This window comes from Streptomyces sp. NPDC045998 (assembly GCF_056430285.1).
Window position 1 is genome coordinate 160,332 of record NZ_JBWKLJ010000003.1, and the last position, 20,438, is coordinate 180,769.

General features: G+C 71.4%; 21 protein-coding genes and 5 tRNA genes. 6 read left to right on the forward strand and 20 right to left on the reverse strand.

Annotation, left to right across the window (positions count from 1 at the left end):
* Positions 1 to 59: 59 nt before the first annotated feature.
* Together recG and AC07FJ_RS09750 are read right to left on the reverse strand one after the other, a co-directional pair.
* Positions 60 to 2,258 (reverse strand): ATP-dependent DNA helicase RecG, encoded by a 2,199-nt coding sequence (gene recG / locus AC07FJ_RS09745; protein WP_479047171.1) that lies wholly within the window; start codon positions 2,256 to 2,258, stop codon positions 60 to 62.
* A gap of 78 nt (positions 2,259 to 2,336) precedes the next feature.
* Entirely contained in the window at positions 2,337 to 3,938 is a 1,602-nt protein-coding gene (locus tag AC07FJ_RS09750) for a DAK2 domain-containing protein (RefSeq protein WP_479047174.1), read from the reverse strand.
* 248 nt (positions 3,939 to 4,186) lie between these two features.
* On the opposite strand from AC07FJ_RS09750, the gene rpmB reads away from it, so the two are divergent.
* Positions 4,187 to 4,372: a 50S ribosomal protein L28 gene (gene rpmB / locus AC07FJ_RS09755; protein WP_064070327.1), complete on the forward strand. Its 186-nt coding sequence runs from the start codon at positions 4,187 to 4,189 to the stop codon at positions 4,370 to 4,372.
* A gap of 84 nt (positions 4,373 to 4,456) precedes the next feature.
* On the opposite strand, the gene thiD is transcribed toward rpmB, so the two are convergent.
* Together thiD and AC07FJ_RS09765 are read right to left on the reverse strand one after the other, a co-directional pair.
* Positions 4,457 to 5,254: a bifunctional hydroxymethylpyrimidine kinase/phosphomethylpyrimidine kinase gene (gene thiD / locus AC07FJ_RS09760; protein ID WP_479047176.1), complete on the reverse strand. Its 798-nt coding sequence runs from the start codon at positions 5,252 to 5,254 to the stop codon at positions 4,457 to 4,459.
* Complete coding sequence (locus AC07FJ_RS09765; protein ID WP_064070329.1) at positions 5,251 to 6,213, reverse strand: thiamine-phosphate kinase; 963 nt, start codon at positions 6,211 to 6,213, stop codon at positions 5,251 to 5,253. Before AC07FJ_RS09765 ends, thiD begins: the two co-directional genes overlap by 4 nt.
* Positions 6,214 to 6,440: 227 nt before the next feature.
* Between AC07FJ_RS09765 and AC07FJ_RS09770 the strand changes: the two genes are divergently transcribed.
* Together AC07FJ_RS09770 and AC07FJ_RS09775 are read left to right on the forward strand one after the other, a co-directional pair.
* Positions 6,441 to 6,674 (forward strand): Lrp/AsnC family transcriptional regulator, encoded by a 234-nt coding sequence (locus AC07FJ_RS09770; protein WP_479047179.1) that lies wholly within the window; start codon positions 6,441 to 6,443, stop codon positions 6,672 to 6,674.
* 23 nt (positions 6,675 to 6,697) lie between these two features.
* Complete coding sequence (locus AC07FJ_RS09775) at positions 6,698 to 7,210, forward strand: DUF3515 domain-containing protein (RefSeq protein ID WP_479047183.1); 513 nt, start codon at positions 6,698 to 6,700, stop codon at positions 7,208 to 7,210.
* 57 nt (positions 7,211 to 7,267) lie between these two features.
* On the opposite strand, the gene AC07FJ_RS09780 is transcribed toward AC07FJ_RS09775, so the two are convergent.
* From AC07FJ_RS09780 to AC07FJ_RS09790, 3 genes are all read right to left on the reverse strand, one after another.
* Positions 7,268 to 8,416, reverse strand: a complete 1,149-nt coding sequence (locus tag AC07FJ_RS09780) for a D-alanine--D-alanine ligase family protein (protein WP_479047185.1) — start codon at positions 8,414 to 8,416, stop codon at positions 7,268 to 7,270.
* A gap of 62 nt (positions 8,417 to 8,478) precedes the next feature.
* Positions 8,479 to 9,570 (reverse strand): NAD(P)H-dependent glycerol-3-phosphate dehydrogenase, encoded by a 1,092-nt coding sequence (locus AC07FJ_RS09785; RefSeq protein WP_479047188.1) that lies wholly within the window; start codon positions 9,568 to 9,570, stop codon positions 8,479 to 8,481.
* Complete coding sequence (locus tag AC07FJ_RS09790) at positions 9,567 to 10,319, reverse strand: lysophospholipid acyltransferase family protein (RefSeq protein WP_361428130.1); 753 nt, start codon at positions 10,317 to 10,319, stop codon at positions 9,567 to 9,569. Before AC07FJ_RS09790 ends, AC07FJ_RS09785 begins: the two co-directional genes overlap by 4 nt.
* A 123-nt stretch (positions 10,320 to 10,442) precedes the next feature.
* Between AC07FJ_RS09790 and cofC the strand changes: the two genes are divergently transcribed.
* Together cofC and AC07FJ_RS09800 are read left to right on the forward strand one after the other, a co-directional pair.
* Positions 10,443 to 11,153 carry a 2-phospho-L-lactate guanylyltransferase gene (gene cofC / locus AC07FJ_RS09795; protein WP_479047190.1) on the forward strand — a complete coding sequence of 237 codons (711 nt, stop codon included), beginning with the start codon at positions 10,443 to 10,445 and terminating at the stop codon, positions 11,151 to 11,153.
* Positions 11,154 to 11,163: 10 nt separating this feature from the next.
* A complete protein-coding gene (locus AC07FJ_RS09800; RefSeq protein ID WP_361428134.1) occupies positions 11,164 to 11,367 on the forward strand; it encodes a hypothetical protein in 204 nt (67 codons plus the stop codon).
* A gap of 131 nt (positions 11,368 to 11,498) precedes the next feature.
* On the opposite strand, the gene AC07FJ_RS09805 is transcribed toward AC07FJ_RS09800, so the two are convergent.
* The 4 genes from AC07FJ_RS09805 to leuC form a co-directional block, all read right to left on the reverse strand.
* On the reverse strand, positions 11,499 to 12,155 hold the full coding sequence (locus AC07FJ_RS09805) for an HU family DNA-binding protein (RefSeq protein WP_468285231.1): 657 nt from the start codon (positions 12,153 to 12,155) through the stop codon (positions 11,499 to 11,501).
* Positions 12,156 to 12,297: 142 nt separating this feature from the next.
* Complete coding sequence (locus AC07FJ_RS09810; RefSeq protein ID WP_361428138.1) at positions 12,298 to 12,525, reverse strand: SCO5555 family protein; 228 nt, start codon at positions 12,523 to 12,525, stop codon at positions 12,298 to 12,300.
* A 342-nt stretch (positions 12,526 to 12,867) separates the two neighbouring features.
* Positions 12,868 to 13,461, reverse strand: a complete 594-nt coding sequence (leuD, locus tag AC07FJ_RS09815; RefSeq protein WP_355356326.1) for a 3-isopropylmalate dehydratase small subunit — start codon at positions 13,459 to 13,461, stop codon at positions 12,868 to 12,870.
* 6 nt (positions 13,462 to 13,467) lie between these two features.
* On the reverse strand, positions 13,468 to 14,892 hold the full coding sequence (gene leuC, locus AC07FJ_RS09820; RefSeq protein WP_479047194.1) for a 3-isopropylmalate dehydratase large subunit: 1,425 nt from the start codon (positions 14,890 to 14,892) through the stop codon (positions 13,468 to 13,470).
* Between the two features lie 186 nt (positions 14,893 to 15,078).
* On the opposite strand from leuC, the gene ndgR reads away from it, so the two are divergent.
* The gene (ndgR, locus tag AC07FJ_RS09825; protein WP_355356330.1) at positions 15,079 to 15,795 is read left to right on the forward strand and encodes an IclR family transcriptional regulator NdgR; all 717 of its coding nucleotides are present in this window, start codon (positions 15,079 to 15,081) and stop codon (positions 15,793 to 15,795) included.
* A gap of 132 nt (positions 15,796 to 15,927) precedes the next feature.
* Here the strand turns inward: ndgR and AC07FJ_RS09830 are convergent.
* From AC07FJ_RS09830 to AC07FJ_RS09870, 9 genes are all read right to left on the reverse strand, one after another.
* Positions 15,928 to 16,000, reverse strand: a tRNA-Glu gene (locus AC07FJ_RS09830).
* A gap of 24 nt (positions 16,001 to 16,024) precedes the next feature.
* Positions 16,025 to 16,096 (reverse strand) — tRNA-Gln (locus AC07FJ_RS09835).
* 18 nt (positions 16,097 to 16,114) lie between these two features.
* A tRNA-Glu gene (locus tag AC07FJ_RS09840) sits at positions 16,115 to 16,190 on the reverse strand.
* A 60-nt stretch (positions 16,191 to 16,250) separates the two neighbouring features.
* Positions 16,251 to 16,323 (reverse strand) — tRNA-Glu (locus tag AC07FJ_RS09845).
* A 21-nt stretch (positions 16,324 to 16,344) separates the two neighbouring features.
* Positions 16,345 to 16,416 (reverse strand) — tRNA-Gln (locus AC07FJ_RS09850).
* A gap of 91 nt (positions 16,417 to 16,507) precedes the next feature.
* The gene (locus AC07FJ_RS09855; protein WP_479047197.1) at positions 16,508 to 17,236 is read right to left on the reverse strand and encodes an HAD family hydrolase; all 729 of its coding nucleotides are present in this window, start codon (positions 17,234 to 17,236) and stop codon (positions 16,508 to 16,510) included.
* Between the two features lie 229 nt (positions 17,237 to 17,465).
* The gene (gene gltX / locus AC07FJ_RS09860) at positions 17,466 to 18,938 is read right to left on the reverse strand and encodes a glutamate--tRNA ligase (RefSeq protein WP_479047199.1); all 1,473 of its coding nucleotides are present in this window, start codon (positions 18,936 to 18,938) and stop codon (positions 17,466 to 17,468) included.
* A complete protein-coding gene (locus tag AC07FJ_RS09865) occupies positions 18,931 to 19,719 on the reverse strand; it encodes a fumarylacetoacetate hydrolase family protein (RefSeq protein ID WP_468285217.1) in 789 nt (262 codons plus the stop codon). The genes gltX and AC07FJ_RS09865 overlap by 8 nt, the downstream gene beginning before the upstream one ends.
* Before the next feature lie 82 nt (positions 19,720 to 19,801).
* Complete coding sequence (locus tag AC07FJ_RS09870; protein ID WP_361428148.1) at positions 19,802 to 19,984, reverse strand: hypothetical protein; 183 nt, start codon at positions 19,982 to 19,984, stop codon at positions 19,802 to 19,804.
* Between the last annotated feature and the right edge of the window lie 454 nt (positions 19,985 to 20,438).

A 20,438-nucleotide genomic window follows, 5' to 3' on the forward strand; every position in this document is an offset into this window, starting at 1 on the left:
TGGTGGTCTGTGTCTCCACGATATGGGCTCGGGCCGCATGTGCACGGGTCAGCCCGCTGTCAGCCCTTCTCGAGGAACTCCTCCCGCTCCTTGTCGACCAGCGCGTCGAGCGCCGTGCGCAGCTCGGGCAGGTGCTCCAGGTCCGGGTCGGCGGCGACGACCGCGGCGGCCTCCTCGCGGGCGGCGGCGATGATCTCCTCGTCCTCGATGACGGCGAGCATGCGCAGGCTGGAGCGCGCGCCGGACTGGGCCTGGCCGAGGACGTCGCCCTCGCGGCGCTGTTCGAGGTCGATGCGGGAGAGCTCGAAGCCGTCGAGGGTGGAGGCGACGGCGGCGAGGCGCTGCCGCGCGGGACTGGCCTCCGGCATGTCGGTGACGAGGAGGCACAGGCCGGGGGCGGAGCCGCGGCCGACGCGGCCGCGCAGCTGGTGGAGCTGGGAGACGCCGAAGCGGTCGGCGTCCATGATGACCATGGCGGTGGCGTTGGGGACGTTGACGCCGACCTCGATGACGGTGGTGGCGACCAGGACGTCGGCCTCGCCCGCGGCGAAGCGGCGCATGACGGCGTCCTTGTCGTCGGGGGCCATCCTGCCGTGCAGCACCTCGACGCGCAGTCCGGCGAGCGGGCCCTTGGCGAGCTGGTCGGCGACCTCCAGGACGGCGAGCGGGGGCCGCTTCTCCGCGTCGTCCTCGGGGGACTTCCTCTTGGCCTGGGCCGCCTCGTCGTCGGAGTCGCCGATCCGGGGACAGACGACGTACGCCTGGTGGCCGTTCTCCACCTCCTCGCGGACCCGCTCCCAGGCGCGGGCCAGGAAGTGCGGCTTGTCGGCCGCCGGGACGACGTGGCTGGCGATCGGGGAGCGGCCGGCCGGGAGCTGGTCGAGGACGGAGGTCTCCAGGTCGCCGAAGACGGTCATCGCGACCGTACGGGGAATGGGCGTGGCGGTCATGACCAGCAGGTGCGGGGGCTGCTTGCCCTTGCCCCGCAGGGCGTCGCGCTGTTCGACGCCGAAGCGGTGCTGCTCGTCGACGACGACGAGGCCCAGGTCGTGGAACTGGACCTTGTCCTCGATCAGGGCGTGGGTGCCGATGACGATGCCGGCCTCGCCGGTGACCAGGTCCAGCAGCGCCTGGCGGCGGGCCGCGGCGCCCATGGAGCCGGTGAGCAGCACGACCTTGGTGCCCTGGTCGGAGCCGCCCAGCATCCCCGCTTCCGCGAGGTCGCCCATCATCTCCGTGATGGAGCGGTGGTGCTGCTGGGCGAGGACCTCGGTGGGGGCCAGCATGGCCGCCTGGCCGCCCGAGTCGACGACGGCGAGCATGGCGCGCAGGGCGACCATCGTCTTGCCCGAGCCGACCTCGCCCTGGAGGAGGCGGTGCATGGGGTGTTCGGTGGCCAGGTCGTCGAAGATCTCGCGGGAGACCTTCTCCTGGCCCTCGGTGAGCGTGAACGGCAGCCTGGCGTCGAAGGCGTCCAGCAGCCCGCCGGGCGCGGGTTTGCGGGCGACGGCGGGCAGTTGGGTGTCGGCGTACCGGCGGCGGGCGAGGGCGACCTGCAGGACGAACGCCTCGTCCCACTTGAGGCGGTCGCGGGCCTCGGCGACGTCCGCCTTGGTGCGCGGCCGGTGGATCTTGCGCAGGGCGTCCGGCAGGGCGGTGAGCCCGCGGCCCTCGCGCAGCCGGGGCGGCAGCGGGTCGAGGGCCTCCGCCGCGCTGGGCAGGACGGCGTCGACCGCCTTGGCGATCTTCCAGGACTCCAGCTTGGTGGTGGCGGGGTAGATCGGGATGAGCGCCCCCGCCCAGCTGTCCACGGCGCTCTCGCCCTCCTCGCCGCGCAGCAGTTCGTACGCGGGGTGGGCGAGCTGCGTCTTGCGGTTGAAGACGGAGACCTTGCCGGCGAACATCGCGCGGGTGCCCGGCAGCAGGTCCTTGTGGGGCTTGTGGACGCCCTTGCCGAAGAAGACCAGCTGGAGGCGGCCGCTGCCGTCGGTGATGGTGACTTCGAGCCGCTGGCCGCGCCCCTTGGCGCCGTTGAAGGTCAGCAGGCGCGCGTCGGCCACGCGGGCCACCACGGTGACGTGCTCGTCCAGCGGCAGGTCGGCGAGGGTGGTGAGCTCGCCGCGCTCGGCGTACCGCCGCGGGTAGTGGTGCAGCAGGTCGCCGACGGTGTGCAGGTCGAGGTGCTCGGCCATCACCTTGGCGGTGGCGGCGCCGAGCTGCTTCTTCAGTGGTTCGTCGAGGGCTGACACGTCTCCCATTGCACACCACGGCACTGACAGCCGGGCACACCTGTGGACGGACGCGCTGTTCGGCACGGTCCGGGCGCTGTGCGCGCGCTATTCGACGCCGATCAGCAGCAGCGGGGCCTGCGGGCCGCCGGAGTAGGTGACCGTGTCGACCGCCAGGTGCGTTTCGCGGACGTGGGTCTCCAGGCGGCGGGCGAGGGAGTCCGGGGCGTCCTCGGCGACGACCAGGGTGACCAGTTCGCCGCCCCCCGAGAGCATCCGGTCCAGGACCGTCTCGGCCGTGGTGGCCACGTCGTGGCCGATGACCGCCACGTCGCCGTCGATGAGGCCGAGGACGTCACCGGCCTGGCAGACGCCCGCCGAGGTGAAGGAGCGGTGCTCGGCGACGGCCAGTTCGCCGTAGCGGGTGGCGCCCGCGGCGGCGGTCATCGCGACCACGTCCTCGTCGAAGCGGCGGTCCGGTTCGTGGACGGCGAGGGCGGCGATGCCCTGGACGGCGGCGCGGGTCGGGACGAGCGCGACCCGGATGCCCTGCGCGCGGGCCTGTTCGGCGGCGGCCGCGGCGGTGTGCCGGAGCTCGGCGTCGTTCGGCAGGAGGACCACTTCGCGGGCGTGGGCCCGGCGGATGGCGTCGAGGAGCTCCCCGCTGGCGGGCGGTTCGCCGGGCCGAGCCAGTACGGTCGTGGCGCCCGCCTCGGCGCAGAGCGCCGCGAGGCCCTCGCCGGGCAGGACGGCGACGACGGCGCGCCCCGCGCGCTCCTGGGGCGCCTGGGTGCCGGGCGTACCGAAGTGGGTGATCCGGATCCGGTACGGGCGTCCCGCCTCGACGCCGGCCTCCACGGCCGCGCCCGCGTCGTCGACGTGGACGTGGACGTTCCACAGGCCGTCGCCGCCGACGACGACGAGGGAGTCGCCGAGCGCGTCCAGCCGGTCGCGCAGCCGTGCCACGGCCGTGTCGTCGGCCTCCAGGAGGTAGATGACCTCGAAGGCGGGCCCGCCGTCGGCGCAGGGCTCGCCGGGTGCGGCCACGGCCGCCCTCGGCGCCCGTACCGGCCGCGTGGGCGGCCGCTCCCGCACCGGCTGCCCCGAGACCGCCTCGACCAGCGCTCCCAGCACCGTGACCAGCCCGCGCCCGCCCGCGTCCACGACTCCGGCGCGCTCCAGCACGGCGAGCTGCGCGGGTGTGCGCTCCAGCGCCGTACGCGCCCCCTCGTACGCGGCGCGCGCCACCGCCACCACGTCCGCGCCGTCCGGAACGGTCGAGTCCGCCGCCGCGGAGGCCACGCTCAGGATGGTGCCCTCGACCGGGTGGGCCACGGCCTGCCGCGCGGAGGCGGCAGCCAGGCGCAGCGCCCGTGCCAGGTGATCCCCGTCACGGCCCTCGGCCAGCACCTCGCTCATGCCGCGCAGCAGCTGCGCCAGGATCGTCCCGGAATTGCCCCGCGCCCCGATCAGCGCGCCGTGCGCCATGGCCCGGACGGCGTCGGCGAAGTCGGGCGCGGCGATGGCGGTGAAGACGGCGTCCACCGCCTGGGAGGCGGATTCGACGGTGAGGTAGAGGTTGGTGCCGGTGTCCCCGTCGGCGACCGGATAGACGTTGATCGCGTCGATCTCCTCGCGCTCCCGGCCCAGCGCCTGCAGCGCGAGTGAGCACCAGGTACGCACCACGGTGGAGTCGAGAGTCTGCGGCACCGGGGCGGTCCTCCTTGGCTAAGGGCCTGGGGCTGCACCGCAGGGTAGACCCCGCCCGGCACCGGGGCCCCACGCGGGGGCCGGGCGGGCCGTGGTAGTTTCGTTGTACCGAAGCGGACGTTGTATGCTGCTCCGGTTGCCCGATGAAAATCGGGCCGTACCCCCCGGCAACGCCACTTCAGTCACCAGATCTGATTCCGGCTCGCCGGATTTCACTGTAAGTGCATCTGAAGTCTTTGGAGTGACCCGTGGCTGCCAACTGCGACGTCTGCGGCAAGGGGCCGGGCTTCGGCAACAACATCTCGCACTCGCACCGCCGTACGTCCCGTCGCTGGAACCCGAACATCCAGCGCGTGCGTGCCGTGGTCAGTGGGACGCCGAAGCGGCTCAACGCCTGCACCTCGTGCATCAAGGCCGGCAAGGTCTCGCGCTAATACCGGCGACGTGTCGTCGTAGCGCAGCCTCTGCGGTTGCCTTGAAAAGCCGGTCCACCTCGGTGGACCGGCTTTTTGCCGTGCCTAGGAGCGCCGGTTCCACCCGTGGTCGACCGGGCCGATGCCGCCGCCCAGCGCGAACCCGGCCGCGATGGCCCCGGTCACGTACTCCTTCGCGGCCCGTACGGCCTCCGGCACCGCGAGGCCCTTGCCCAGGCCCGCCGCCACGGCCGAGGCGAGCGTGCAGCCCGTGCCGTGGGTGTGCCGGTTGTCGTGCCGGGGCGCGCGCAGCCAGTGCTCCTCGGAGCCGTCCGTGAGCAGGTCCACGGCGTCACCGGCGAGATGACCGCCCTTGATCAGCGCCCAGCGCGGCCCGTACTCCAGCACCGCCGCGGCGGCCCGCCGAAGGTCGTCCTCGCCCTCCACGGTCACACCGGTGAGCTGGGCGACCTCGTCCAGGTTCGGCGTCGCCACCGTCGCGACGGGCAGCAGCCTCGTCCGTACGGAATCGAGCGCGGAGGCCGCCAGCAGGGAGTCCCCGTGCTTGGAGACCCCCACCGGGTCGACCACCACGGGCGCGTCCGTCCCGGCCAGCAGCTCCGCCACCGCCTCCACCAGGGGCGCGGACGCCAGCATGCCGGTCTTCACGGCCTGGACGCCGATGTCGTCCACGACGCTGCGGTACTGGGCGCAGACCGCCTCCACGGGCAGTTCCCAGGCGCCCTGCACGCCCAGGGAGTTCTGCGCGGTGACGGCGGTGATCACGCTCATGCCGTGGACGCCGAGCGCCAGCATGGTCTTCAGGTCGGCCTGGATGCCGGCGCCGCCGCCGGAGTCGGAGCCGGCGACGGTCAGGACGTTCGGGAGCGCACGGCGGGTCACTCGCCCTCCCCGAAGTGGTCCCAGCCGCCCTGGGTGTGCCAGGGGGCGCCGTCGACGGTCACCTGGGGCAGGGCGGACGGGTTGAGCACCTCGCCGATCACCTTCCAGCGCGCGGGCAGCTTCACGTCCGGCGGGAAGGTGGCGACGATGGCGTGGTCCTCGCCCCCGGTGAGGACCCACTGCATGGGGTCGACGCCGACGGCCTGCCCGATGTCGTTCATCTGGGTCGGGATGTCGATGAGCCCGGAGCGCAGGTCGATGCGGACCTTGCTGGCCTCGGCGATGTGACCGAGGTCGGCGATCAGACCGTCGCTGACGTCGCACATGGCGGTGGCGCCGAGCCCGGCCGCCGCGGGGCCCGCGTGGTAGGGCGGTTCGGGCCGCCGGTGCGCCTCGACGAAGGCGCGCGGCGAACGGAAGCCGCGCGAGAGGACCGCGTAACCGGCCGCCGACCAGCCGAGCCAGCCGGTGTACGCGACGACGTCGCCGGGCTGCGCGCCGCCGCGGGTGACCGGCTCGTGGTTGCGCAGGTCGCCGAGGGCGGTGATGGAGACGGTGATGGTGTCGCCGCGTACGACGTCGCCGCCGACCACCGCCGCGCCCGCGACCTGGCACTCGTCGCGCAGGCCGTCCATGAGCTCGGTGGGCCAGGTCACCGGGAGTTCGGCGGGCACGACCAGGCCGAGCAGCAGCGCGGTCGGTACGGCGCCCATGGCGGCGATGTCCGCCAGGTTCTGGGCGGCGGCCTTGCGGCCGACGTCGTAGGCGGTGGACCAGTCGCGGCGGAAGTGCCGTCCCTCCAGCAGGATGTCCGTGCTGGCCACCACGCGCCGGTCGGGCGCGGCCACGACCGCGGCGTCGTCGCCCGGCCCGATCCGTACCGCCGGGGTGGAGGTGAGCCGGGAGGTGAGCTCCCTGATGAGCCCGAACTCGCCGAGCTCTCCGACAGTGCCCTTCACCGAGGTTCACCTCTCCATGTCATCGTGGACGCACCGTGCGACGGGTCGCGGCCCGTCGTCGCTCTCGGTACCGTCACGTAGGTCAAGTAGACCGTCAACTGTTCCGTGCCTGTACGCCGACCGTGCACGCCACCGGCCGCGCAGGTCTCCCCGCGGCCCGCGGCGACGCGGTACCGTGGCGTCCCTTTCTCTTTCCACAAGATCCTCGTGGCCGCCCTGGAGGTTCCGTGGTTCAGGCGTACATCCTTATTCAGACCGAGGTGGGCAAGGCGTCGACGGTCGCCGAGACCATCTCCAAGATCCCGGGGGTGATCCAGGCCGAGGACGTGACGGGCCCGTACGACGTGATCGTGCGCGCCCAGGCCGACACGGTCGACGAGCTCGGCCGCATGGTCGTCGCGAGGGTCCAGCAAGTCGAGGGCATCACCCGCACTCTGACCTGTCCGGTCGTGCATCTCTAGCCCCCGTCTACCCTTGGCCGGTGATGTCTCGACACCGGTCCTCGCCCTCCCCGTCCGCCACCGCCGTCCGCGGCGCCCTGGCGGCCGTCGCGGCCGCCGCCGTCCTGCTGGCCTCCGCGGGTTGTTCCGCCTTCGGCGACGACGCCGGGCCGTCGGTCGCGGTTCCCCGCCCGTCGGCGGAGGAGGCGGCCGTCTGCCGGGCGCTGGACAAGGAGCTGCCCGCGACCGTCGCCGGACTCGACCGGAGTGATCCGGAGCCGGAGTCGGAGCTGACCGCCGGATGGGGGGACGGGGCGATCGTACTGCGCTGCGGCGTCCCGCGGCCCGCCAGGATGAGCGACCCCAAGGCACAGGGGATCGAGGCGAACGGCGTGAACTGGCTGCTGGAGCAGCGCGAGGGCACCGGACCGCGCTTCACCTCCACGTACCGCAAGGCGTACGTGGAGGTGTCGCTGGACGAGCGGTACGCGCACGACGCCGGCCCGCTGGCGGTCTTCGCCGAGCCCGTGAAGAAGGCCGTCCCGCCGAGCCTGTGAGGCGCCCGGCGGGTTCCCGCCCCCGGCCGGTCAGCGCGGCCCGCTCACGCGGAACGGTCAGCGCAGGCCGGTCGAGCGGTTCAGCGCGGCCTGGATCAGCCGGTCGATCAGCTCCTGGTAGCCCACGCCGCTCGCCTCCCACATGCGCGGGTACATCGAGATCGGCGTGAAGCCGGGCATCGTGTTGATCTCGTTGATGACGAACTCGCCGTCGTCGGTGAGGAAGAAGTCCGCGCGGACCAGGCCTTCGCAGGAGACCGCCTCGAACGCGGCGATCGCGAGCCGCTGCACCTCGGCGGTCTGCTCCGGGGTGATCGGGGCGGGCACCACGCCGGAGGCCGAGTCGATGTACTTGGCCTCGAAGTCGTAGAACTCGTGGTCGGTGACCGGCGGGATCCAGGCGGGCGCGCTGGCGCGCGGGCCGTCCTCGAACTCCAGCACGCCGCACTCGATCTCGCGGCCGGTGAGCAGCGCCTCCACGAGGATCTTGGGGTCGTGGCGCCGCGCCTCCTCGATGGCCTCGTCGAGCCGGGAGGGGTCGTCGACCTTGGTGATGCCGAAGGAGGAGCCGGCCCGGGCGGGTTTCACGAACAGCGGCCAGCCGTGCTCGTCGGCGAAGCGGAGGATCCTGTCGCGGGCGGCGGAGGGGTCCCGCGCCCACTCGCGGGGGCGGATGACCTCGTACGGGCCGACGGGCAGCCCGTACGACTGGAACACCCGCTTCATGTACTCCTTGTCCTGGCCGACGGCCGAGGCGAGCACGCCGGCGCCGACGTACGGCACCCCGGAGAGTTCCAGCATGCCCTGGAGCGTGCCGTCCTCGCCGTACGGGCCGTGGAGCATCGGGAAGACCACGTCGACGTCGCCGAGCGCCTTGGGCACGGCGCCCGGCTCGCTGTAGACGACCTCGCGGCTGCCGGGGTCGACCGGGAGGACGACCGTGCCCTCGGCCGACTCGGTGAGGTCGGCGACGCTCGGCAGCGCGCGGTCGGCGATGGCCATCCGCTCCGGCTCGTCGGCGGTCAGCGCCCAGCGGCCGTCCGTGGTGATGCCGATGGGCAGCACGTCGTACTTGCTCCGGTCGATGGCGCGCAGGATGGCGCCGGCGGTGACGACGGAGATGGCGTGCTCGGAGCTGCGGCCGCCGAAGACGACGGCCACGCGCGGCTTGCGCCCTGGGCTGGTGGGGAGGTTCTCGCTGCTCATATCGCGATGAGCGTACCTGCTCCCTCCCCCCGCGTCAGCGACCGAGTGGCCGTCTGTTCGGGTCAGCGCCGCTCGGGCTTGGCGGCGCGCGCCATCAGCTCCTTGAGGGCGACGATCGGCGGCTTGCCCTCGTGGACGATGCCGACGACGGTCTCGGTGATGGGCATGTCGACGCCGTGGCGCCGGGCCAGATCCAGCACCGACTCACAGGACTTGACGCCTTCGGCGGTCTGCCTGGTGACCGCGATGGTCCCCTCCAGGGTCATGCCCTTGCCGAGGTTGAAGCCGAAGGTGTGGTTCCGGGAGAGGGAGGAGGAGCAGGTGGCGACGAGGTCGCCGAGGCCGGCGAGGCCGGAGAAGGTGAGCGGGTCGGCGCCCATGGCCATGCCGAGCCGGGTGGTCTCGGCGAGGCCCCGGGTGATGAGGGAGCCCTTGGCGTTGTCACCGAGGCCCATGCCGTCGGCGATGCCGACGGCCAGCCCGATGACGTTCTTCACGGCGCCGGCGAGCTCGCAGCCGACGACGTCGGTGTTGGTGTACGGGCGGTAGTACGGGGTGTGGCAGGCGGCCTGGAGCCGGCGGGCGACCGCTTCGTCGCGGCAGGCGACCACGGCGGCGGCCGGCATGCGGGCGACGATCTCCTTGGCGAGGTTGGGGCCGGTGACGACGGCGATCCGGTCCGGGGAGACGTCGGCGACCTCCTCGATGACCTCGCTCATCCGCTTGGCGGTGCCCAGTTCGATGCCCTTCATCAGGGAGACGAGGACCGTGCCGGGGGCCAGCTTGGGTGCCCAGTCGGCGAGGTTGCCGCGGAGGGTCTGGGAGGGGATGGCGAGGACCGTGAAGTCGGCGTCGTGCGCCGCTTCGGCGGGGTCGGTGGTGGCGCGTACGGAGTCGGGGAGCCGGGCGCCCGGGAAGTAGTCCGGGTTGGTGCGGGTGGTGTTGATCGCGTCGGCGATCTCCCGGCGGCGGCCCCACAGGGTCACCTCGCAGCCGGCGTCGGCGAGGACCATGCCGAAGGCCGTGCCCCAGGAGCCGGTTCCGAAGACGGCCGCCTTGACGGGTGCCTTGGCGGACTCCTTGGCGGGTGCCTTCTCCGGCGCACCGGCGGGTGCCTGGCGCGGGGCCGGGCCCGCCGAGTCGGGGTGTGTCACTTCGCTTCCTCCCCTGCGGCCCTGCGCCGCTGTTCCAGGCGGGCCTTGCGGTGGTCGTACGGCTGGTCGGGGGCCTTCTCCCCGCGGACCTCCTCCAGCAGGGAGGTGATCGCCGCCATGATGGCCTCGGTCGCCTCGCGCAGCACCTCGGGCGTGGGTTCCTTGTCGTAGAACCGGTCGAGGTCGACGGGCGGCCCGGCCTGCACGATCAGGGTTTTGCGCGGGAAGAGGCGGAGCTTCTTCTCCTTGGCGTACGGCGGCATCGCCAAGTTGGCGCCCCACTGGGCGACCGGGATGACGGGCACCTTGGTCAGCAGGGCGACGCGCGCGGCGCCGGTCTTGCCGGCCATCGGCCACATGTCGGGGTCGCGGGTCAGGGTGCCCTCGGGGTAGAAGGCGACGCACTCGCCGCGCTCGATGGCGGCGACGGCGGCGCGGAAGGCGTCCAGGGCGTTGGTCGTCTCGCGGTAGACGGGGATCTGTCCGGTGTTGGTCAGCATCATGCCGACGAAGGAGCCCTTGAAGAGCCCGGCTTTCGCCAGGAAACGCGGGACCCGTCCGGTGTTGTACTGGTAGTGGGCGTACGACAGCGGGTCCAGATAGGAGTTGTGGTTGACCGCGGTGATGAATCCGCCCTCGGCCGGAATGTGCTCCATTCCCCGCCAGTCCCGCTTGAACAGAACCACCAGTGGTGGTTTTGCGATGACCGCCGCCAGGCGGTACCAGAAGCCGATTCTGCGGCGGGACACTCGGACACCTTCCTCTGGGCTGCTTTGCCGGGGGTCAAGTGTCGCCCCAGGCCCCTGGTCTGTCGAGAACACCGTACGCCCCGCCTCGGACAGCGCCCGTCCGGGCTGTGGACAATGGGCGCGATGCGCAAGGACGGAGAGCTCCCCGCGAACACCACCGGACCGGCCGGTCCGACCGGCCCCTGGTCCCTGGTCGTACCCCTCAAACCCCTGCCGCTGGCCAAGAGCAGGCTCGCCGACGCCGTCGGCCCCCTGCTCAGGCCCCGGCTCGCGCTGGCGTTCGCGCAGGACACGGTGGCCGCGGCGCTGTCCTGTCCGGCGGTGCGGGATGTGGTGGTCGTCACGGACGACCCGCTGGCGGCGGAGGCGCTGAGCGCGCTGGGGGCCGCCGTGGTGCCGGACGCCCCGGCCGCGGGGCTGAACGCCGCACTGGCGTACGGGGCGGACGTGGCCCGCGCGCGGCACCCCGGCGCTCCGGTCGCGGCCCTCAACGCGGATCTGCCGGCGCTGCGCCCGGCGGAGCTGGGCCGGGTCCTGGGAATGGCGGAGCAATTCCCGCGGGCATTTCTGTCGGATGCCGCCGAAATCGGTACGACATTGCTGGCGGCCGCGCCCGGAATGGAATTGCGCCCGGCTTTCGGCGGCGCGTCCAGGCTCCGCCATTTGTCGTCGGGCGCGGTGGAAATTCCGCCGGCCGGCGTGGTGTCCGTACGCCGGGACGTGGACACCGGCGCGGATCTGCGGGCCGCCCTGGAGCTCGGCGTGGGCCCGCGGACCGCCGAACGCTGGCCCGTGGGCGAACCTCCGGCCCGCGTCGTGCGGACGGGCGGATAGGCTGCGGTCCATGCAGGCCACCGCGTACACGTACGACCCCGAATCCCGCAGCGGCAGCGTCCTCCTCGACGACGGCACGCCGGTGCCCTTCGCCGCCCCGGCCTTCGACGCCGGCGGTCTGCGGCTGCTGCGTCCGGGGCAGCGGGTGCGGATCGAGACGGAGGGCGAGGGCGACTCCCTCCGCATCACGCTCATCACGCTGCAGACGTTCTGACCGACCGGGCCTGACGTCCGGGCCCGACCGACCGGGCCCGACCGAGCGGGTTCTCGACGACGCACCGCGGGCCGGGCTCCCCTTCTGGGAGCCCGGCCCGGCGCGTGAGGGGCCCGGTGGGCCTGCGGCGCTTACTTGCGCGCGGCGGTGGTCTTCTTGGCGGTGGTCTTGCGGGCCGTCGTCTTCTTGGCGGGGGCCTTCTTCGCGGTGGCCTTCTTCGCCGGCGCGGTCTTCTTGGCGGCCGTGGTCTTCGCCGGGGTCGCCTTCTTGGCCGCCGCCGTGGTGGTCTTCTTGGCGGGGGCCTTCTTCGCGGTGGTCTTCTTCGCGGCGGTGGCCGTGGTCTTCTTCGCCGGGGTCGCCTTCTTGGCGGCCGCCGTCTTCTTCGCCGCGGCGGCGGTGGTCTTCTTGGCGGCGGCCTTCTTGCCCACGGCCTTGGCGATGGTGGGCGGCGCGCCGGAAAGGCTGCCCTTGGGCGCCTTCTTGACCGCCACCTCGCCGCCCTTGGGCAGCTTCTTGGAGCCGCTCACCAGGTCCTTGAAGCCCTGACCTGCGCGGAAGCGCGGAACCGAGGTCTTCTTGACCCGTACGCGCTCACCGGTCTGCGGGTTGCGGGCGTAGCGGGCCGGACGGTCCACCTTCTCGAACGAGCCGAAGCCGGTGACCGAGACACGGTCACCGGCGACCACGGCACGCACGATCGCGTCGAGCACCGCGTCGACGGCATCGGCGGCCTGCTGGCGACCGCCCATCTTGTCGGCAATCGCTTCTACGAGCTGCGCCTTGTTCACGTCTTCCCCTTCGGAGACATTGCCGGAACGAAAGTGTTCAAGCTTTTTCGCACGTTAGGCAGATATATACCGCAAATCAAACACGAAACGGGCTAATCACCCTAGTGCCGCAACGAAGTAGGCGGCTGCGGAGTTCGGAGTGTTAGTCACCTTCAGGGAATCGGCCCTCGTCGAGGTCCTTCATCAACCGGTCCAGGCGCTGTGCGGCGCCTGCGAGATCGTGCTTCGCCGCCGCCGTGATGGCCAACAGCTTCCGGGACAGCGCCATCCTTACGCCCTCCGGGACTTGCAGTGCGCGCACGCGGGTGTGCGCTTCTTTTAGTCGGGCTGCGACCGCCTCGTAGAGCTGGAGTTGGCTGTCGCGTTCCATGCACCGATTGTGCCATCTGGGGCGAGTTGTCGCCTCCGTAGGGGGTAACTGTCATGCCCCAACGGCCTTTCACCGCTTGCCCGGACGGCATTCGGGTACCCCCGGGCCGGGCCTCAAACCCCCTTTGTACGGGGTGAGTTGGGGTGCGCCGCGCCGCGCCGGAAAGGCGGCTCCGGAGAAGCCGCGACACACGCGGGAGGTGTCAGCCGGATGGCCCCGCGCACGTCATTCCACTGCCCGGCAAGGTCACTTTCACGCCAACCTGAAGAAGCTGCCGGAGGGCGCACACACCGGTGCCCCCGGCCGTCGATCGGCCGGGGGCACCGGAAGGGGCGTGGTGGGTCAGACCGGGAGGGTCCGCGGCTTGTAGGCGGGGCGCTTCGCCTCGTACGCCGCGATGTCGGCCTCTTCCCGCAGCGTGATGCTGATGTCGTCCAGGCCGTTCAGCAGCCGCCAGCGGGCGTTCTCGTCGAGCTCGAAGTCGGCGACGATGCCCTCGGCGCGCACCTGTCGGTCCTGGAGGTCGACGGTGATCTCGGCCTGCGGGTCGGCCTCGGTGAGCTCCCACAGCGCGTCCACGACCTTCTGGTCGAGGACGACCGTGAGCAGGCCGTTCTTCAGCGAGTTGCCGCGGAAGATGTCCGCGAAGCGGGACGAGATGACGGTCTTGAAGCCGTAGTTCTGCAGCGCCCAGACGGCGTGCTCGCGCGAGGAGCCGGTGCCGAAGTCCGGACCGGCCACCAGGACGGTGGCACCCTGCCGCTCGGGGCGGTTGAGGACGAACTCGGGGTCCTTGCGCCAGGCCTCGAACAGCCCGTCCTCGAACCCGTCCCGGGTGATCTTCTTCAGCCAGTGCGCCGGGATGATCTGGTCGGTGTCGACGTTGCTGCGGCGCAGCGGAACGGCCCGGCCGGTGTGGGTGGTGAAGGCTTCCATGGTTGCTCAGACTCCGGCGGTCGCGGGGGCTTCGGACAGGTCGGCGGGCGAGGCCAGATGGCCGAGCACCGCGGTGGCGGCGGCGACCTGCGGCGACACCAGGTGGGTGCGGCCGCCCTTGCCCTGCCTGCCCTCGAAGTTGCGGTTGGAGGTGGACGCGGAACGCTCACCGGGCGCCAGTTGGTCGGGGTTCATGCCCAGGCACATGGAGCAGCCCGCGTGCCGCCATTCGGCGCCGGCCTCCTTGAAGACCTTGTCCAGGCCCTCCTCGACGGCCTGCAGGGCCACCCGGACCGAGCCGGGGACGACCAGCATCCGTACGCCGTCGGCGACTTTGCGGCCGTCCAGGATGCCCGCCGCGGCGCGCAGGTCCTCGATGCGGCCGTTGGTGCAGGAGCCCACGAAGACGGTGTCGACCTTGATGTCGCGCAGCGCCTGCCCGGCGGTCAGCCCCATGTACTCCAGGGCCTTCTCCGCCGCCAGCCGCTCCGAAGCGTCTTCGTACGAAGCGGGGTCGGGGACGTTCGCCGAAAGCGGCGCGCCCTGGCCGGGGTTGGTGCCCCAGGTGACGAACGGGGACAGCGCGGTGGCGTCGATGACGACCTCGGCGTCGAAGACGGCGTCGTCGTCCGTCTTCAGCGTCTTCCAGTACGCGACCGCCGCGTCCCAGTCCTCGCCCTGCGGGGCGTGCGGGCGGCCCTTCAGGTAGGCGAAGGTGGTCTCGTCCGGGGCGATCATGCCCGCGCGGGCGCCGGCCTCGATCGACATGTTGCAGATGGTCATCCGGGCCTCCATCGAGAGCTTCTCGATGGCGGAACCGCGGTACTCCAGGACGTAGCCCTGGCCGCCGCCGGTGCCGATCCGGGCGATGATCGCCAGGATCAGGTCCTTGGCGGTGACGCCCTCGGGCAGCTCGCCGTCCACGGTGATCGCCATGGTCTTCGGGCGGGCCATGGGCAGCGTCTGGGTGGCCAGCACGTGCTCGACCTGGGAGGTGCCGATGCCGAACGCCAGAGCGCCGAAGGCGCCGTGCGTGGAGGTGTGGGAGTCACCGCAGACCACGGTGGTGCCCGGCTGGGTCAGGCCCAGCTGGGGTCCCACGACGTGGACGACGCCCTGCTCGACGTCGCCCAGCGGGTGCAGGCGGACCCCGAACTCGGCGCAGTTCTTGCGCAGGGTCTCCAGCTGCGCCCGGGAGACCGGGTCGGCGATGGGCTTGTCGATGTCGAGGGTCGGCGTGTTGTGGTCCTCGGTGGCGATGGTGAGGTCGAGCCGCCGCACCTGCCGGCCCGCCTGGCGGAGCCCCTCGAAGGCCTGGGGGCTGGTCACCTCGTGCAGCAGGTGCAGATCGATGTAGAGGAGGTCGGGCTCGCCTTCGGCGCGCCGGACGACGTGGTCGTCCCAGACCTTCTCCGCGAGAGTCCTACCCATCGCTTTCCCTCCGGCCGGCGTCTTGGGCCGGCACCTCTAGAGATCTGTGGGGCCCGCGTCCGTACCCCGTTCCACGTGCCGGACGCCGGCTTGGGACCCGTTGGTCCGCGGGCCGTGAGTACAGGGTCGCAAGTTCCCTGGAAAATTGAACTTGCGTTTCACAGAGTGAGACGTGAATATCGTTGCATGGACAACTCTAGCGGCGTCGGCGTTCTCGACAAGGCAGCTCTGGTTCTGAGCGCCCTGGAGTCCGGTCCGGCCACCCTCGCCGGGCTGGTCGCGGCGACCGGGCTCGCACGACCCACGGCACATCGCCTTGCCGTGGCACTGGAACACCACCGGATGGTGGCGAGGGACATGCAGGGCCGGTTCATCCTCGGACCGCGGCTGGCGGAGCTCGCCGCCGCGGCCGGTGAGGACCGCCTGCTGGCCACGGCCGGACCGGTACTGACTCATCTGCGTGACGTGACCGGGGAGAGCGCGCAGCTCTACCGGCGCCAGGGCGACATGCGCATCTGCGTCGCCGCGGCGGAGCGGCTGTCCGGTCTGCGGGACACCGTGCCGGTCGGCTCCACGCTCACCATGAAGGCCGGCTCCTCGGCCCAGATCCTCATGGCCTGGGAGGAGCCGGAGCGGCTGCACCGCGGCCTCCAGGGCGCCCGCTTCACGGCGACGGCCCTGTCGGGCGTGCGGCGCCGCGGCTGGGCCCAGTCGATCGGCGAGCGCGAGCCGGGCGTGGCGTCGGTCTCCGCGCCCGTACGGGGCCCGTCGAACCGCGTGGTGGCCGCCGTGTCCGTGTCGGGCCCGATCGAGCGTCTGACGCGCCACCCGGGGCGCATGCACGCCCAGGCGGTCATCGACGCGGCCGCGCGCCTGACCGAGGCGCTGCGCCGCTCCGGCTGACCCCGCCCTGCTTCCCTCTTCGACCCCGCCGCTTCAACGCCGCAGCGGCGGGGCGGAGTTGTCCCTTTACACCAGGAACGCGCCAGGAACGCGAAGAAGCCCTCCCCTGCTGGGGAGGGCTTCCTCTATGCGTACCCCCGACCGGATTCGAACCGGCGCTACCGCCTTGAGAGGGCGGCGTGCTAGGCCGCTACACAACGGGGGCAAGATCTGTACGCTGTACGATCCGCTGGCCTACCTGGACTCGAACCAAGACTAACTGAACCAGAATCAGTCGTGCTGCCAATTACACCATAGGCCACTGGTGGTTTAGACCAGTTGGTACCCCCGACCGGATTCGAACCGGCGCTACCGCCTTGAGAGGGCGGCGTGCTAGGCCGCTACACAACGGGGGCCCTAGCGATCCTGCATCGTGACCATGGGAGCTACCCAGGCGGTCACGCGGGAAGGATCTGTACCCCCGACCGGATTCGAACCGGCGCTACTGCCTTGAGAGGGCAGCGTGCTAGGCCGCTACACAACGGGGGCTTTGCAGATGAGCTCTGCGAGCTGGCCTACCTGGACTCGAACCAAGACTAACTGAACCAGAATCAGTCGTGCTGCCAATTACACCATAGGCCACCAAAACTCAACCCCCTCGCGAGGGTTTTGTTCGGGTTACGCTCTGGAGTTTCGGGCTTTTCGGCCCGCTCCCCTCGGCGCAGGAAGAACATTACCCGAAGGTGTCCTGGGCTCCAAAACGGGTATCGCCGCGCAGCCGGCGGAGCACCCCAGGGAGCTGGTCGAGGCCGGTGATCCTGATCAGCTCGGGCCGCCCGCCGACCCCCGTGCGATCCAGCCATATGCCCTTCAGGCCCGCCTCGACGGCGCCCCGGGCGTCGATGTCGGGCTGGTCCCCCACGTACGCCACCTCCTCGGGCGGCAGGTTCATGACGTCGCAGGCGGCGTGGAACGCCTCCGGCGCGGGCTTGGCGACGCCCAGCTCGGCCGCGCACAGCAGCGCCTCGAACCGGTCGCGCACGCCCAGGGACCGCAGCTTGCGCTCCTGGTTGCGGATGCTGGAGTTCGACAGGACGGCGTGGCGGTAGTCGGCCGCCAGGACGTCCAGCACGGGCAGGGTGTCCGGGAAGAGCACCCAGGCGGCCTCGTAGTGCCGCAGGTACCGCCCGAACCACTCGTCGGCCTCCGCGTCGCTCAGCGACCGCCCCACGAAGTCGCGCACCCGGTCCCGGCGCTGGTCCTCGAAGGCCACGCCACCCGCCTCGAAGCGGCGCCAGTGGTGCGTGGTGAGCTCCTTCCAACGGCTGAGGGCCTGGTCGACGGAGTCGTATCCGTCCACCAGGCCCTCGGCCTTCAGATGGTGCAGCATTCCGGCGCGGTCGGCGCTGGCGTAGTCGAAGATCGTGTCGTCGATGTCCCAGAGGACCGCGCGGATCGGCATGGTGCAACCGTATCCCCGAGCGCCGCCCCTGCTGGGGGTTCGGGGGTTATCCCCCGAATCGGCACAGTGTCGATGTCCCAGAGGACCGCGCGGATCGGCATGGTGCAACCGTATCGCCGAGCGCCGCCCCTGCTGGGGGTTCGGGGGTTATCCCCCGAATCGGCACAGTGTCGATGTCCCAGAGGACCGCGCGGATCGGCATGGTCCCGACGGTACCGCCGGGCCGGGGTCAGGCGCCGAGTTTCGCCAGGGCCGCGTCGATGCGGGCCAGCGTGCGGTCCTTGCCGAGGATCTCCAGGGACTCGAAGAGCGGCAGGCCGACCGTGCGGCCGGTGACCGCGACGCGGACCGGGGCCTGGGCCTTGCCGAGCTTGAGGCCGTGCTCCTCGCCGGCGGCGAGGACGGCCTCCTTGAGGGACTCGGGGCTGGTCCAGTCGGCCGCCTCCAGCTTGGCGCGGGCCGTGCGCAGCAGGGCGTCGGAGCCCTCCTTCATGGCCTTCTGCCAGGACGCCTCGTCCTCGACGGGCTCCGGGAGGAAGAGGAAGTCGACGTTCTGCGTGATCTCGGAGAGCACGGTCAGACGGGTCTGGGCGTGCGGCGCGATGGCCTCCCAGGCCGCGCGGTCGAAGTCCTCCGGGGCCCAGGGGGCGTGCGGGGCGCGCAGCCAGGGCTCGCAGGCCTCGGCGAACGCCTTCACGTCCAGGCGGCGGATGTGGTCGGCGTTGATCGCCTCGGCCTTCTTCAGGTCGAAGCGGGCCGGGTTGGCGTTGACGTCCGCGATGTCGAACTTCTCGACCATCTCGGGGATGGTGAAGACGTCCTGGTCGGCGGAGAAGGACCAGCCGAGGAGCGAGAGGTAGTTCAGCAGGCCCTCGGGGAGGAAGCCGCGCTCCCGGTAGAGGTTCAGCGAGGCCTGCGGGTCGCGCTTGGAGAGCTTCTTGTTGCCCTCGCCCATGACGTACGGCAGGTGGCCGAAGGCGGGGATGGTCTTGGCGACGCCCAGCTCGATCAGCGCCTTGTAGAGGGCGATCTGGCGCGGGGTGGAGGAGAGCAGGTCCTCGCCGCGCAGGACGTGGGTGATCTCCATCAGCGCGTCGTCGACGGGGTTGACGAGCGTGTAGAGGGGGGCGCCGTTGGCGCGGACGATGCCGTAGTCCGGGACGTTCTCCGAGGTGAAGGTGAGCTCGCCGCGGACCAGGTCGGTGAAGGTGATCGGCTCGTCGGGCATCCGGAAGCGGACGATCGACTCGCGGCCCTCCGCTTCGTACGCCGCCTTCTGCTCGGCGGTGAGGTCGCGGCACGTGCCGTCGTAGCCGGAGGGCCTGCCGGCGGCGCGGGCGGCCTCGCGGCGCTCGTCGAGCTCGGTGGCGGTGCAGTAGCAGCGGTACGCGTGGCCGCCGGCGAGCAGCTTGTCGGCGATCTCCTTGTAGATCTCCATGCGCTGCGACTGGCGGTACGGCGCGTGGGGGCCGCCGACCTCGGGGCCCTCGTCCCAGTCGAGGCCGAGCCAGCGCAGCGAGTCGAGGAGCTGGTGGTAGGACTCCTCCGAGTCGCGGGCCGCGTCGGTGTCCTCGATGCGGAAGACCATGGTGCCCTGGTGGTGCCGGGCGAAGGCCCAGTTGAACAGGGCGGTGCGGACCAGGCCCACGTGGGGGTTGCCGGTCGGCGAGGGACAGAAACGTACGCGGATCGCGTTAGCCACGCTTGATCACCTTGTTGGTGAGAGTGCCGATGCCTTCGATGGTGACGGCGACCTCGTCGCCGACGTTGAGCGGTCCGACTCCGGCCGGGGTGCCCGTGAGGATGACGTCGCCGGGGAGCAGCGTCATGGCCTCGGTGATGTGGACGACCAGGTCCTCCACGGAGCGGATCATGTCGCTCGTACGACCCAGCTGGCGCTGTTCGCCGTTGACCGTGCACTGGATCGTGAGGTCGCCCGGGTCGAGGTCGGTCTCCACCCAGGGGCCGAGCGGGCAGGAGGTGTCGAAGCCCTTGGCGCGGGCCCACTGCTTCTCGCGCTGCTGGACGTCGCGCGCGGTGACGTCGTTGGCGCAGGTGTAGCCGAAGACGACGTCCTTGACGCGCTCGCGCGGGACCTCGCGGCACATGCGGCCGATCACGACGGCGAGCTCCGCCTCGTGGTGGAGCTCGTTCGAGAAGGTGGGGTACTCGATGGCGTCGCCGGAGCCGATCACCGAGGTGGTGGGCTTGAAGAAGGCGACGGGGACGTCGGGGACCTCGTTGCCGAGCTCCGCGGCGTGCTCCGCGTAGTTGCGGCCGATGGCCACGACCTTGTTCGGGAGGACGGGCGGCAGGAGGCGGACCTTGCTCAGCGGGACCTTGGTCCCGCTGAGTTCGAAGTCCCCGTACGGAATACCCTTGATGATGTCGAGGACGAGACCGCCCTCGGTGCCGGGGGCGGCGTCGCCCTCGACCGCGCCGAAGGCGACATTGCCGTCGATGGAGAACCTGGCGATGCGCACGGGATGCCGTGCCCCTTACTTCCGCTGGTGACTGGAGTCTGACGCTCCAGGCTAACGCGGGAGGCGCGGCCGACCTGCCGGATTACCGCGCGGCGGGGACCGGGGCGTCCATGAGGGTCGTGCGCCGCGGGTTGGCGGTGCTGGCCGGGAGGTCCGTCGGGTGCTCCGGCTTCACGCCCTGGGCGAGCTCACCGGCGTCGGCCAGGTGCGCCAGGGTGGTGCGGCGGGGGTTGGCGATGGAGCGGATGATCATCGTCGTCTTCATCGGTGGGTCGGACCTCGGCAGGTAGGGGCTTACAGAACGGGTGTCTATGTAAAGCGTCAGGCTAAACATTCGATTCCCCGCCCATAGCGGTAAGAGGCACCGATCTATATGTGAGTTTGCTCACGACAGCATGGACAATCCGGACGTTTCAGGCCGCTGGTTGGACCAGTGAAAACGGACATTGCACGTGTGAAGCGCCCATTCCGCTCCTGATCATGGCGACTAGGACACCCCCCGCCCGTAAGCGACTCGTCCACTGAAGTCCGTTTCCTCCCCTAACGGCTTCCACGTACGGTGAGCCGCCGCGCACACTCCGCGACCGGGCCCGGGGTGGGTACCGTCGCCCTTGTTGGAGTTCCGGCACTGTGCTGGAATTCCACGCACCGCCGCGGAATCAGACCGGCGCGCAGCGGGCGCAACGCAGCGCCGAAGCGGCGGCGGGAAGGGGATCTGC